We start from the raw sequence: 14,078 nt of genomic DNA on the forward strand, positions 1-14,078 counted from the left end.
CGGGCTGGCCAGGAACTTCGGCCCCGAGCACGGCGGCGTCGGTAGCCCATGGCCCGGACGCGGGCGTCCGGCATCCCGTCTTCGCGTGAGATCCCCTCAAGGAGCCCTGTGAGCACCCTCGGTAGTTTCATCTGGTCGATCGCCGACCAGCTTCGGGGTCCCTACCGCCCCAACCAGTACGGCAACGTGATCCTCCCGCTCACGATCCTGCGCCGGCTCGACTGCATCCTCGAGCCCGACCGGGACACGGTCCGCGAGCTCGCGCGGACGTTCGACAACCCGAACCGGCTGAAGATCGAGGTGAAGAAGGCGACCGGCAGGCCGTTCTACAACACTTCCAACTACGGATTCAGCAACCTCCTGGCCGACGCCGACGGGCTGGCGGACAACCTGGCCGACTACGTCGACCGGTTCTCGACGGACGTGGACGTGTTCGAGTACTTCGACTTCAAGAAGGAGATCCTCGCGCTGGAGAAGGCGGGGCTCCTGCGCGAGATCATCACCTCGTTCAAGGCGATCGACCTGCACCCCGATGTGGTGTCGAACGCCGACATGGGCGATGCGTTCGAGTACATCATCCGCAAGTTCAACGAGGCCGCGAACGAGACCTCCGGCGACCACTACACCCCACGCGACGCGATCCGGCTGCTGGTCGACCTGCTCTTCGCCGAGAAGGAGGCCGACCTGTCCGAGGCCGGCATCGTGCGTACCCTCTACGACCCGACCGCGGGCACCGGCGGCATGCTCGCCCTGGCCGAGGAGCACCTGCTCGCGCAGAACCCGGACGCGAACCTGAGCCTGTATGGCCAGGAGTACAACCCGCAGTCGTACGCGATCTGCAAGTCCGACCTGCTCGCCAAGGGCCACGACGCGACCAACATCGCCTTCGGTAACACGCTCACCGACGACGCCTTCAAGGGCAGGAAGTTCGACTTCTGCATGTCCAACCCGCCCTACGGCGTCGACTGGAAGCAGTACGCCAAGAAGGTCACCGAGGAGCGCGACGAGGCGGGCCCGTACGGCCGGTTCGCCCCCGGCCTGCCGGCGACCTCGGACGGGCAGATGCTCTTCCTGCTCCACCTGGCCCACAAGATGCGGGCGCCCAAGGACGGCGGCGGCCGGGTCGGGATCATCATGAACGGCTCGCCGCTCTTCAACGGCGCCGCCGGGTCCGGCCCCTCCGAGATCCGCCGGTGGCTGCTGGAGAACGACCTGGTCGAGGCGATCGTCGCGCTGCCGACCAACATGTTCTTCAACACCGGCATCGCCACGTACATCTGGATCCTCGACAACACCAAGCACCCCGACGCCAGGGGCCTGGTCCAGATCATCGACGGCACCTCGTTCTGGACCAAGATGCGCAAGAACCTCGGTTCCAAGGGCCGTGAGATCTCCGACACCGACCGCGAGAAGGTCGTCAGCCTGTACGTCGACTTCCTCGACGCCGACCCCGACTACTCCAAGGTGCTGAGCAACGACGAGTTCGGCTACTGGACCATCACCGTCGAGCGACCCCTGCTTGGCGAGGACGGCAAGCCGGTCGTCGACCGCAAGGGTCAGCGCAAGCCCGACCCGAAGAAGCGCGACACCGAGAACGTCCCCTTCACCTACGGTGGCTCGACCGCCGGCCGGGCCGGCAAGCTCGACGTCATCAACGCCTACTTCGACGCCGAGGTGAAGCCGCACGTCCCCGACGCCTGGATCGACTGGGCCAAGGTCAAGACCGGCTACGAGATCCCCTTCACCCGCCACTTCTACAAGTACGTCCCACCCCGCCCCCTCGCCGAGATCGACGCCGACCTGGAGAAGCAGGTCGCCAAGATCCTCGACCTGCTGCGAGAGGTCGAGGGATGACACTGACGCAGTTGACCTTCGACCAGTCTTGGGCTGGCAGGATCCCACCTCGCTGGCGCTGGAGCAGGAACAAGGAGCTTCTGACCGAGTCGCTGGCCCTATCGGTCGATGGTGACGAGGAACTTCTCAGCGTATCGCATCTGACGGGCATCACTCCGAGGTCGGAGAAGACCGTGACGATGACGGCTGCAGAGAACCTTGAGGGTTACCGAATCGTGGAGCCTGGGGACCTCGTCATCAACACGATGTGGGCGTGGATGGGTGCGCTCGGCATTGCCAAGCAGGCCGGGATTGTGAGCCCTGCATACGGCGTGTATAGCCCACGTCCAGCCGCGCCGTGTGAGCCCCGCTTCTACGACTACGTCTACCGGTCGGAGCCGTACGTGATGGAGATGACTCGTCTCTCACGGGGCATTTGGTCCTCGCGACTGCGCCTCTACCCGGACGTGTTCCTGAGCATGGCCGTCCCTGTGCCGCCACTGAACGAGCAGCGCGCCATCGCCGACTACCTCGACCGCGAGACCGCCCGCATCGACACGCTTATCGAGGAACAGCAGCGTCTGATCGAAATGCTCCGTGAGCGGCGCCACTCGCTTATCGACGGCGTCTTCGACATGCAGGTGCCTAATTCGCGACTTCAGAATGCCTGTATCGACGTCGTCGACTGTCCGCACACGACTCCTGAGGTACTGGACGACGGCGAGTACGAAGCCGTCCGAACCGCCTCGGTCAGGAACGGAAAGTTCCGCCCTGGGAACGGGCTGCCCATCAGTAGGGAGACCTGGAAGGACCGGAACGCTGGAGGAGCGCCAGCCGTTGGCGACGTTCTGTTCACGCGCGAAGCCCCTGCTGGTGAGGCATGTATGGTCCCTCATGATCAGATCTGTCTCGGTCAGCGCATGGTGCTGTTGCGGATTGATCGCGCGGAATGTGTCGGCAGGTTTCTGCTTTGGCAGATCTACTCGGACCGCGTGCAAGACCACTTCCGACTCTCGGCGAACGGATCGACGGTCGCAAACGTCAGGCTTCCGGTTCTGCGCACAACGCCGATCTGGCTGCCCGAACTCGACGAGCAGCATCGCGTCGCAGCGTATCTTGACGATCAAGCGGCGAAGGTCGACATTCTCATTGCGGAGACCGAGCGGTTCATCGAACTCTCGAAGGAGCGGCGCGCGGCGCTGATCACGGCGGCGGTGACGGGGCAGGTCGATGTGCGGGGGATGGTCTGATGGCCGACTACCACGAGGTCGTCTTCGAGTCCGAGATCTGCGCGTACCTGGAGGCTCATGGGTGGCTGTACTCGGCGGGCGACTCCGGGTATGACCGTGAGCGGGCGCTCTTCCCCGCGGATGTGTTCGGCTGGTTGGAGGAGACTCAGCCGGCGGCGTACGGGAAGGCGCTGAAGGCGGCCGGGTCGGCGGCGAAGTTCCTCGATGTGCTGGCCACGGCGCTCGACAGGCCGCTGGAGCACGGCGGCGGGACGTTGAACATCCTGCGCAACGGGGTCGTCTACATCGGTGGTGGCCGGTTGAAGCTGGCGCAGTTCCGGCCGGAGACCAGCCTGAACGCGACGACGGTGGCGCAGTATGCGGCGATGCGGGTGCGGGTGATGCGGCAGGTGCGCTTCTCCACCGCCGATCAGCGCAGCATCGACCTGGTGTTCTTCGTCAACGGGCTGCCGGTGGCGACGGTGGAGCTGAAGACGGACTTCACGCAGTCGCTGGACGAGGCGATCAGCCAGTACCGCAAGGACCGGCGCCCGGTCACCAACGGCCGGGCGGAGCCGTTGCTGTCGTTCGGGCATCGGGCGCTGGTGCACTTCGCGGTCTCCAACGACCTGGCGGCGATGACCACCAGGTTGGAGGGGGAGAAGACGCACTTTTTGCCGTTCAACATCGGCCACGACGGCGGGGCGGGGAACCCGCCAGGTGCCGAGGGGCGGTCGGCGACGGCGTACCTGTGGGAGCGGGTCTGGGAGAAGGACGCCTGGCTCACCATCGTCGGGCGGCTGATGATCGTGGAGACCCGGGAGGAGTGGGACGTCGCGACGGGGACGTCGGTGCGACGTACCAGCGTGCTCTTCCCGCGGTTCCACCAGTGGGAGGCCGTGACGACCATCGTCGACGCCGTACGCGAGGAGGGCGTCGGCCACCGGTACCTGATCGAGCACTCGGCCGGGTCGGGGAAGACGAACACGATCGCCTGGACCGCACACCGGCTGGCGCGGCTGCACGTGGACGACGAGAAGGTCTTCGACACGGTCCTCGTGGTCGTGGACCGGACGGTGCTTGACGGGCAGCTTCAGGAGGCGATCCGGCAGATCGACGGGTCCGGCAGGATCGTGGCCACGATCAGCCCGGAGGACGTCCGCAAGGCCGGCGCGACGTCGAAGTCCGGGCTGCTGGCCGCCGCGCTGCGGAACGGCGAGCTGATCATCGCGGTGACGGTGCAGACGTTCCCGTTCGCGATGGACGAGATCCAGGCGGACAAGGGGCTGACGGGCAGGAAGTTCGCCGTGATCGCCGACGAGGCGCACTCGTCGCAGTCCGGCAGGATCTCCTCCCAGCTGAAAGCCGTGCTCACCGCCGAGGAGATCAAGGACCTCGCCGACGGCGGCGAGGTCGCCCTGGAATCGCTTCTGGCGGCGCGGATGAGCGAGCGGGCCGACTCGCCGAACATCTCCTACTTCGCGTTCACCGCGACCCCGAAGGCCAAGACGCTGGAGATGTTCGGGCGGAAGGGGCCGGACGGGAAGCCGGTCGAGTTCCACCTGTACTCGATGCGGCAGGCGATCGAGGAGGGGTACATCCTCGACGTTCTGCGTGGCTATCAGTCGTACGACACCGCGCTGAAGATCGCCGGTAAGGCCACCGCCGACAGCGAAGTCGAGGAAAGCGCCGCGCGTAAGGGGCTGATGCGGTGGGTGAAGCTGCACCCGACCAACATCAGCCAGAAAGTCCAGATCATCGTCGAGCACTTCCACGCCAACGTCGCCCACCTGCTGGAGGGCAGGGCGAAGGCGATGGTCGTCACCGACTCGCGCAAGGCCGCGGTGAAGTACAAGAAGGCGATCGACGCCTACATCGCTCGCCGGGTCGCGGAGGATCCGTCGTACACCTACCGCACGCTGGTCGCCTTCTCCGGGTCGGTGACGATGGACGAGAACGAGGTGTGGACCTCGGAGTGGGGGCCGGTGCCGGCGGAGGACGTCGAGTTCACCGAGACCAACCTCAACCCCGGCGCCGGCGCGGACCTGGCCGCGGCGTTCAAGGGCGGGACCTACACGATCATGCTGGTGGCCAACAAGTTCCAGACCGGCTTCGACCAGCCGCTGCTCTCGGCGATGTACGTCGACAAGAAGCTCTCCGGGGTCACCGCCGTGCAGACGCTCTCCCGGCTCAACCGCACCCACCGCACCGCGGGCGGGGAGATCAAGCGCACGACGTTCGTCCTCGACTTCGTGAACACGCCCGACGACATCCGGGCCGCGTTCGAGCCGTACTTCACCGGTGCGACCCTGGAGACCGAGACCGACCCGTACGTCGTCGCCCACCTCGCCGCCAAGCTCGCCCAGACGGGGATCTACACCGCCGACCAGGTACGGAACGTCGCCGAGTTGTGGGTGAAGCGGAAGGGTAACAACGCGCTCTCGGCCGCGATCGCTCCGGCGAAGCACGAGTTCGCGAGCCGCTACGCCGCCGCGATCGAGGCCGACGACAAGGTCACGCTCAGCACCCTCGACCTGTTCCGTCAGGACGTCTCCACCTACGTCCGGCTCTACGACTTCATGAGCCAGATCGTCGACTACGGCGACCCGCACCTGGAGATGCTCTCCATCTTCCTACGCCTCCTGGAGAAGGTCATCGCCGACTCCTCCTGGGCCGCCGAGGTCGACCTCTCCGACGTCGTCCTGGTCGGGGTCAGACACGAGAAGCGGATCGCCGTCGACATCTCGCTGACCGGCGACGGCGAGCTCAAGGGAATCAGCGCCGCCGGAACCGGCGCCCGCAAGGAGCCCAGGTACGTCGCGCTCCAGGTCGTGATCGACAAGATGAACGACCTCTTCGGCGCCGAGTCCTTCACCGAGTCGCAGATCCGCGAGTTCGTCGACGGCCTGGTCCAGCGACTCCTCGCCTACCCCGACCTCGTCAGGCAGACCCAGGTCAACTCGAAGAAGCAGTTCATGGACTCCGACGACTTCAAGGCCGTCGTCACCGAGGCCGTCCTCGACAACCAGGAAGCCCACAACACCATGGCCGACTACTTCTTCAGCGACGGCCCTGGGATCAACAGCGTCATCCTTGCCCTCGCGGACGCCTTCTACGAGGTCGCCACGTCACAGGAGACCGACTGACAGAATGTCCGGTCAGGGGCGCTTTCGTCCCTCGGGAAATCGGCCTGCTCCGAGCCACCGGCATCAGTCGGGTCACGGCGTCCAAAGCGTCGGCATGGCCGTCGCGAGATGACCGAACGCCGCCTACAGAAACCCGATCACCGGATCCTGGCCCTCTGCCTCCGAAGACCGTGACCTACCGAAACCGGTCCCTCACCGCGCCAGTATAGCGGCGCTCCAGAGCCCATAGGCGCGGGTCTCGCGCCGGATCCGCCAGCACCCGTCGTGACCGGCCACCGAGCCCTGGGCGCGCTGCGTCGATCATGCGTGCCTGAGCAAGGGCGTACTCGGCGGGGCGCCACCGGAACCGGTCATGTTCAGCCCGAGGCCGAGCTCGCCTTGCCCGGCCGAGAGTGGTTGGTCCGTGACGGGGCAGGGCGCTGGCTTGGACCATCTCAGGGTGGGTAGGAGACTCATGCCAGCGTGATGGCTACTCAAGATCCACGGTCACGCGGCGCAGGCGCTCGGGTGTGCACCTCGTGAACCCGGACGACGAACCAGCACCCGGCAGCCGCCGGCACCCCGGGACACACAGAGTGCCCGTGACCTGCACGAACACACACATGACGGCACTATGCGATACTAGACGGCAGGCTGTCCTACGGGCTTTTAACCGGCGGGTTTCCCGCCCTGCAGCTGCCGCGAACCTTGAACGATATTGGTTTGGCCTGCATCGTTCGAAAAATTGACCCTCCGGCGCGGGTCCGTCGGGCCGCGCGTGTGCTCGATGTGTGCTCATTGTGTCGTCACCCGCTAAACGATCTCCGTTTGTCGCGCTGCGTCGCGGGCGAACCCGGCCGCCGGGAGAGGCGGGCTCGCGGCGATGTACCAGATGATTTTGATCGCTATGGCGGGCCAGTGCTGCTATGTCGGAGATCAACAAGCCGAGAAGTCCTGATATCTGACTATGCCTGCGGTCGCGCGGTCGGCTCCGACGCACGAGTCTTGTCAACGGTTTCCGAAAACTGGATCTGGATCTGGCTCAGCCACCCCGGGCGCGCTGGACGCCCCGGCCCCCGGCACCGCCACCGCCCCCACCCGCGCCGAACAGCCCGCCCCCGCCGCTCAGAGCTCCGCCTCTGGTGGACGATGAGTTCGTGCGTGCCGACGGCAGCGCCGCGTGCAGGTCGGCGAGGATGACCTGGTTACCGGCGGTGAGGCCGGACGTCACCTCGGTCCGGTCGGCCCCCACCGCCCCGGTGGTCACCCGGACGGTCACCGCCTTGCCCTTCCGCAGGACCGAGACCGTGCTCAGCCCGCCGACCCGGTGCACCGCCGAGGTCGGCACGGTCAGCATGTTCCGGACCTCCCGTACCACGATCGACACGGTCGCGCCGGTGCCGTCGAAGAGCTTCGTCCGCGTCGCCGCCAGTGCGATCTTGACGGGGTAGGTCGTGGTCGACCCGGTTGTGCTGTTCAGGACGCCGATCGAGGAGACGGTGCCGGTCAGCGGCGTCGACACGCCGTCGACGGTGACGTCGGCCCGGTCGCCGGGCCGCACCAGGTCCACGGCGGACAGCGGGACCGTGGTGACGACCTGCTTGCCACCGGCGCCGAGCACGGTGATGGCGTTGGTGCTGGAGAACGCGCCGACGGTCATCCCGGGTGAGATCGAGACGGCGGCCACCGTCCCGGTGACGGGGCTGGTCAGGGTCGTCTCCGCCAGGTTCTGCTGGGCCAGCGCCACCTGCGCGACAGCCGCGTCGATGGCGGCCTGGTCGGCCGCGAGCTGCTCGGCGGTGACGACCCTGGCCGCCCGGCTGGACGTACCGCCGCTGGACGTACCGCCGCTGGACGTACCGCCGCCCACGCTGCGGGACGATCCCGCCGAGCTTCCGGAGCGGACGGTCGATCCTCCACCGGAGGAGCTGGGGGCGGGACCGTGGCTGGGGGCGGGAGCCGGCCCACCCGTCGCACCTGGCACCCACGGGGCCGGCGCGCTCAGCGGACGGGCGCTCGAAGTGGCTGGTTGGGTTGGTTGGGTTGGTTGGGCTGGTTCGGTCGGGATGGCCGAGGCGGCCGGAGCTGTCGGAACGCCGGCTGTCGGAACGCCGGCTGTCGGAACGCCGGCCGTGCCGAGGTCGCGGACCGCAGCGTCCAGGTTCAGTTTGGCGGCGGCGAGTTGGGACACCAGCGTGGCCAGGTCCGACGGCTGTGACGGCCCTGGCGATGTGCTGTACCTGGCGACGAGGGCACCGATCGCGTGCTGGCACTGGAGGGCGTCAACGGAACCGGTCGGGTCGGGATCCTCGATCTTCACCGTGTACGGCGTGCCCGCGTCTAGACCGGTGAAGGCATAGGAACCGGTCACGGAGGCGACCACGGCGCCGTCCCGGAGCAGAGTGATCGCGTCGTCGGCGCCGGCGGTCCCGCTGATCTTCCCGGTGGCGTCCGACGGGGCGGCGAGGACCGGCGTCGTCGTGTACGTGATCGGCGCGCGGGGCGGCCCGGCGACCACCACGCAGCCTCCGCCGGGGGACGTCAGCTTCCCGAGATCGGCGCCGAGGCCGGCCAGCACGCTGTCGAGGGACGACTGGGCATTCTCGACGTCCTGCTGCGCTGTGGTGACCGCCGTCAGGAGGGTGCCCGGCTCCGTCGTCCCGTTGTCCGTCGTCCCGGCTGGAGCCGCCGCCGGGGTCGGCGCCGGGGAGCGTCCGGTCGAGGAACTGATCAGTTCGATGCCGGCGGACGACGAGCCGCCCCGGAACGAGCTGCCCGTCACGTCTGCCAGGGAGGTGGCCACGGCCCCCGCCGCTGTGAACGTGCCCGGGCCCGTCCCCGAAGCGGTCGCCGACGAGGTCTGGCCCGACTCGTCCGCGGTCAGTGCCAGCCGCGCGTTCGCCAGCGTCGCGTTCGCCGCGTCCAGGGCTCGCCGCAGCGGCCCCGGGTCCAGGCCGGCCAGCGTCTGCCCGGCCGTGACCTGGTCACCGATCGCCACCGGCACGGCGGTCACCGTTCCGGCGACCGGAAACGCCAGTGTCGCCTTGTTGACTGTGGCCACCGTTCCGACCGAGGTGAGGGCCTGGGTCACCGACGCCATGCTGGCGGTGGCCAGCCGGTAGGAGGGCCCCGGGCCCGCCGTGACCGCGAGCCCCGTTCCGACGCCGGTACCAGCCAACAGCACCGCTGCCGTGCCGCCCACCACGACCTTGCGGGGCCGACCCAACCGGCGGCGCGACGGCCGCGGCTTCTCCTCAGGCGCTGCCTTCTCGGACACTGCCCCTTCAGGCATTTGTGGACCCGGTGCGACCGAAGCCGGTGGCGCCGGAGCCCGCACTGCCGCCCCCCTGGCCGCCGAAGCCGCCGCCGCCGAAGCCGGCGGTGCAGCGGCCGTTCGTCTTCGGGCTCAGCGTGATGTGGGTCGCCGTGACGGCGCCAGTGTCGTCGGTCTGGCCGTTCGCGGTCGCGCACTGCCCGACGGCCAGTGCCTTGGCCGTCGCGGTGACCGACTGGGTGTACCTGGTGTCCCCGTTGACCTGCGCAGTGTAGGTGATGGCTGCCCCGCTGCCGCTGCCGCTGCCGGTGCCGCTGCCGGTGACGGTGACGGTCGAGCCGGACACCGAGGCCACCTTGCCCTCCGCGCGCGCGCCGAATTCGTCTCGGAAGCCTCCCGGCCCTCGGGTGCCCAGCGAGCGCGGACGCGGGCTGCCGCTCGGCCGGGGCTGGCCGGTCGGCCGTCGCCCGGCGGTCGGCTGTGTGCAGGCGTCCCCGACCGGCTGGCTGATCAGCACCGTCGTGGCGGTGAACGAGGTGGGCCTCGGCCTGGGGCTGGGCGCCGCCGAGTCCGGCGTGCCACCGGTGCCGCCCGCGCCGCCGGCCGGCGAACCGGATGCCCCGTTCCCGGTCGGCACGTCGGCGGCGAAGACGCACACCCCTGGCCTGACGTCGGCGAGGGTCGCGGCGATGATCTGGGTGAACGTGGTCGTCCCGGTGAACTTCACCGTCACCTGCCCCGACGGCTGGCTCTGGACCTCGATGCTGCCGGAGCTGGCGCTGGCGGCGTCGACCTCGGCGATGGTGCCGAACGCGGCCGGGCCGCCGGCGCCGGATCCACGGCCCCCCTGACTGGGCGGGCCGCCCGGCTGGCCGGTGCTCGGACTGCCCTGTGCCGACGCCGCGGTCGAAGAGCCACCGCAGCCGGCGAGCGCCGCGACCAGCATGGTCGTGGCGGCGGCGAGGGCGAGCCGCGTCGGGCGGCCGCCGGTCAGGGACCTGGTGAGCGGTGCTTGACCAGTCAAGATCTCGATCCTCGTCCTGGGATGGCTACTCGCTGCGGAGTGCGTCGATGGGAGCCAGCCGGGCGGCCCGGCTAGCGGGGTAGACGCCGAAGGCGATACCGATGGCGACGGCCACGGCGATCGCGCCGAGCACCGCCCACCACACGATCGCCACCGGGTTGTCGATGAAGTGCGGCAGCACCAGGGCGCCGGTGATGCCCAACAGCGCGCCGACCACCCCGCCGGCGAAGCTGAGCACGGACGCCTCGGCCAGGAACTGGCGTCGGATCGCCGCCGGTGGTGCGCCCAACGCCTTGCGCAGCCCGATCTCGCGGGTGCGCTCGGTCACCGAGACCAGCATGATGTTCATCACGCCGATCCCGCCGACCAGCAGGGACAGTGCCGCGATGCCGGCCAGCAGCACGGTGAGGGTCTTGCTCACCGAGGTCGCGGTGTCCAGCAGCGACTGCTGGCTGGTGATCGTGAAGTCGGCGCTGGCCGGGTTGGCGATGCCGTGCTGGTTCAGCAGCAGGTCGGTCGCCTCCTGATAGGCCGCTGAGAGCGTGGACGACGAACGTGCCTCGATGTAGATCGAGGAGACCGAGGTGCGGGTCGTCCCGCCGAACAGTCGGCTCGCCGCGGTGGACAGCGGCACGACCGCCTGGTCGTCGAGGTTGCTCGTGGTGTTCGAACCGGCCGGATCGAGCACCCCGACCACCGTGAACGGAATGTTGTTGATCGTCACGCTCTGGTCGACCGGGTCGCGTCGGCCGAACAACTGCTCGGCGGTGTCCGAGGCGAGGACGGTCACCGCCGCCGACTGGGCGTCGTCCGTGGTGGTGAGGAAACGGCCCTCGGCGAGGGTGCGGTTGCGCACCGGGCGCCAGGCCGCAGTCGTGCCGACCACCGTCGTCGTCCAGTTCGTGGCCCCGTTCACCAGCGTCAGTTGGCCCTGCTTGACCGGGGCGACCCCGACGATGTCCGGTGTGGAGACCGGTGACGACAATGCGGCCGCGTCCGTCATGGTCAGCGTCGAGGCGGAGCCGAACCCGCCGCGCAGGCCGGTGGTGGGGCTCGTCGAGCTGCCTGGCGAGACGATGAGCAGGTTGCTGCCCAGGGCACTGATCTGCGATCCGACCTTGTTCTGCGTGCCGACGCCGAGGCCCACGGTGAGCACCACCGCGGCGATCCCGATCAGGATGCCCAGCACAGTCAGCCCGGAGCGCAGCCGGTGCGTGCGGATCGCGTCCCACCCGGTGCGCAGCGTCTCCAGCCAGCCCATCAGGATGCCGCCGTGTCGGACTCGACCAGGCCGTCCCGGATCCGCACGACCCGGTGCGCCCGGGCCGCCACGTCCAGCTCATGAGTGATCAGGACGATCGTCCGGCCCTGCTGGTGCAGCTCGTCGAGGAGGTCCAGCACGTCACCGGTGGCGGTGGAGTCCAGGTTTCCGGTCGGCTCGTCGGCCAGGATGAGCGACGGGTCGCCGACCAGCGCCCGGGCCATCGCGACGCGTTGCTGCTGGCCGCCGGACAGCTCGCCCGGCCGGTGCTCAACCCGGTCGGCGAGGCCGACCCGGTCGAGTGCCGCGACGGCCCGCGCCCGGCGGACCTCGCGGCGCATCCCCCGGTAGGTCAGGGGCAGCTCGACGTTGCGCCACGCGGACAGCGACGGCAACAGGTTGAACTGCTGGAACACGAAGCCGATCCGGCGGTTGCGGATCTCGGCCAGGTCGGCCTCGCTCATCCCGCCGACGTCCTCCCCAGAGAGCCGGTAGCTGCCCGAGGTGAGCACGTCGAGGCAGCCGATGATGTGCATCAGCGTCGACTTCCCGGACCCGGACGGCCCGACGATCGCGACGTACTCGCCGGTTCCGATCCGGGCCGAGACACCACGCAGCGCCGTGACGTCCAGCGATCCCGCCCGGTAGGACTTGGTCACCTGGTCCAGCTCGATGACAGGGGCGTTGACGACGAGGGTGTCGTTGTCCGAATACGGCGGGAGCGGCGTCGCCGGACCCGCCGTCCCTCCCGACCTTGCCTGCTCTTGCCCTGCCTGCTCTTGCCCTGCCTGCTCTTGTCCTGTCTGCTCTTGTCCTGCCGGTTCCTCCGGCGTCCAGGCCAGTTCGTTTTCCGTTGTCCCGACCACCTCAGCCACCCCCGCCGAAGCCGCCGCCCCGACCAGCGGAGCCGCCACCCCCGCCTCCGGGGAAACCGCCTCCGCCGCCGAACCCGGCACCGCCCCCGAACCTGCCCGTACCGCCCTGGCCCGTGGCCCGGCCCGGGCCGGTTCCGGACCCGCTCCGGGTGGCCACCTGCGGGGTGTCGACCACGACCTTGTCGCCTTCCGACAGCCCGGAGACGACCTGCGTGAAGCCGCCTCCGGTGGGTCCGGTCGTCACGGTCGTGGCGGTCTTCCTGCCGTTGGACAGGACGTAGACCGTGGGCTTGCCGTCGGCCTGAGTGATCGCCGCTGTCGGTACGACCAGAACGTCGCCGAGCTGCTTGTAGGTCAACGAGACTGTCGCGGTGTCACCCGCGTGCATCCCGCCGGGGCTGCCGGTCACCTTGATCATAACCGGGAAGGCTGCCGTCCCTCCGGAGCTCGACGCGATGAGGCCGACCGACGACACCGTCCCGTAGACCGTGTTCCTGCCGGCGTCGGAGGTGCCCGCACCGCCCTGGCTCGCGGGACCGGAACCGGCTCCCGGCCCGCCGCTACCGCCAGTTCCACCGCCACCGCCGCCACCGCCACCGCCGCCACCGGGGAGCCGGCCGATCGGCACGCCTCCGGTGCCACCCGTGCCCGGCACGATCGTCGCCTGGTCGCCCTTCGCGATCAGACCGACCCCGCTGGAGTCCACGGTGGCGTTTACGATCCACGAGTCGGTGCTGATCACCAGGATCTGTGCGCCGGACGACGAGCCGGACGAGCCCGACCCCGAGCCGGCGGCCGACCCCAGGCCGGACGAGGCGGCGCCGCCCGATCCGGACCCGCCTGCCGAGCTCGCGGATCCGCCGGACTGGCCTGATCCGCTCCCGCCGGAGGATGCCGCCACCTGCTGGCCGACCACCAGGGACAGGCTCGCCACGACACCCTTGACCGGTGCGGTGAGAGTCGCGCCGTCCAGCGCGGCCTGCGCGGTCGACACCCCGTCGGTCGCGGTCGTCACCGAGGCCTGATCGACGGCGAGCTGTGTGCTGGACGCCCCGGAGTCCTGGTCGGAGGCTAGCTTGGCCTGGCTGTTCGCCAGCGTTAGCTTGGCTTGGACGAGACTCGCGGTCAACGACGCCGAGTCGATGGTCGCCAGCGGCTGGCCGGCGTTCACCGGGTCGCCCTCGCCCACCAGGACGCTGGTGACCTTCCCCGCCGCCGTGAAGTTCAGGGCTGCCTCGGTGGCTGGTTCGATCGTTCCGGTCGTCGTGATCGACTGTTTGATGGTCCCGATGCTGGCGGCGACGGTCCGCGACGAGGAGGCGGCCGGCCCGGACGAACCGCCGCGGGTGAACACGTAGGTCGTGACCGCCGCGGCGACGACGACTGCCGTGACCGTGGCGACCACCCACCGGTGGCGCGCGATCAGCCGGACTGGAGAGATCATGAGCCGCCGTTCG

General features: G+C 69.2%; 8 protein-coding genes. 3 read left to right on the forward strand and 5 right to left on the reverse strand.

The annotated features are described in order from the left end of the window. Positions 1–108 precede the first annotated feature (108 nt). The 3 genes from BMG523DRAFT_RS05765 to BMG523DRAFT_RS05775 are packed head-to-tail and all read left to right on the forward strand — an operon-like array spanning position 109 to position 6,208. The gene (locus tag BMG523DRAFT_RS05765) at positions 109–1,854 is read left to right on the forward strand and encodes a class I SAM-dependent DNA methyltransferase (protein WP_043590595.1); all 1,746 of its coding nucleotides are present in this window, start codon (positions 109–111) and stop codon (positions 1,852–1,854) included. Then, on the forward strand, positions 1,851–3,083 hold the full coding sequence (locus BMG523DRAFT_RS05770; protein ID WP_051623783.1) for a restriction endonuclease subunit S: 1,233 nt from the start codon (positions 1,851–1,853) through the stop codon (positions 3,081–3,083). Before BMG523DRAFT_RS05765 ends, BMG523DRAFT_RS05770 begins: the two co-directional genes overlap by 4 nt. Then, entirely contained in the window at positions 3,083–6,208 is a 3,126-nt protein-coding gene (locus tag BMG523DRAFT_RS05775) for a type I restriction endonuclease subunit R (protein ID WP_043590596.1), read from the forward strand. The genes BMG523DRAFT_RS05770 and BMG523DRAFT_RS05775 overlap by 1 nt, the downstream gene beginning before the upstream one ends. Positions 6,209–7,229: 1,021 nt before the next feature. Here the strand turns inward: BMG523DRAFT_RS05775 and BMG523DRAFT_RS05780 are convergent. The 5 genes from BMG523DRAFT_RS05780 to BMG523DRAFT_RS05800 form a co-directional block, all read right to left on the reverse strand. Beyond that, positions 7,230–9,464 (reverse strand): biotin/lipoyl-binding protein, encoded by a 2,235-nt coding sequence (locus tag BMG523DRAFT_RS05780; RefSeq protein ID WP_235462902.1) that lies wholly within the window; start codon positions 9,462–9,464, stop codon positions 7,230–7,232. A 7-nt stretch (positions 9,465–9,471) separates the two neighbouring features. Beyond that, entirely contained in the window at positions 9,472–10,485 is a 1,014-nt protein-coding gene (locus BMG523DRAFT_RS05785; protein ID WP_083494755.1) for a hypothetical protein, read from the reverse strand. A 25-nt stretch (positions 10,486–10,510) separates the two neighbouring features. Beyond that, complete coding sequence (locus tag BMG523DRAFT_RS05790) at positions 10,511–11,746, reverse strand: ABC transporter permease (protein WP_023840163.1); 1,236 nt, start codon at positions 11,744–11,746, stop codon at positions 10,511–10,513. Continuing rightward, positions 11,746–12,420 (reverse strand): ABC transporter ATP-binding protein, encoded by a 675-nt coding sequence (locus BMG523DRAFT_RS05795; RefSeq protein WP_148214928.1) that lies wholly within the window; start codon positions 12,418–12,420, stop codon positions 11,746–11,748. Before BMG523DRAFT_RS05795 ends, BMG523DRAFT_RS05790 begins: the two co-directional genes overlap by 1 nt. Positions 12,421–12,613: 193 nt before the next feature. After that, positions 12,614–14,065, reverse strand: a complete 1,452-nt coding sequence (locus tag BMG523DRAFT_RS05800) for an efflux RND transporter periplasmic adaptor subunit (RefSeq protein WP_043590599.1) — start codon at positions 14,063–14,065, stop codon at positions 12,614–12,616. Between the last annotated feature and the right edge of the window lie 13 nt (positions 14,066–14,078).

Origin of the sequence: Frankia sp. BMG5.23 (assembly GCF_000685765.2) — a bacterium.
In the GTDB taxonomy this organism is placed as follows: domain Bacteria; phylum Actinomycetota; class Actinomycetes; order Frankiales; family Frankiaceae; genus Frankia; species Frankia casuarinae.

What these genes read in the sequence shown, in the direction of transcription:
- BMG523DRAFT_RS05800 (WP_043590599.1), bottom strand. Translation starts at nt 14,065, where the DNA reads ATGATCTCTCCAGTCCGGCTGATCGCGCGCCACCGGTGGGTGGTCGCC.
- BMG523DRAFT_RS05790 (WP_023840163.1), bottom strand. Translation starts at nt 11,746, where the DNA reads ATGGGCTGGCTGGAGACGCTGCGCACCGGGTGGGACGCGATCCGCACG.
- BMG523DRAFT_RS05775 (WP_043590596.1), top strand. Translation starts at nt 3,083, where the DNA reads ATGGCCGACTACCACGAGGTCGTCTTCGAGTCCGAGATCTGCGCGTAC.
- BMG523DRAFT_RS05770 (WP_051623783.1), top strand. Translation starts at nt 1,851, where the DNA reads ATGACACTGACGCAGTTGACCTTCGACCAGTCTTGGGCTGGCAGGATC.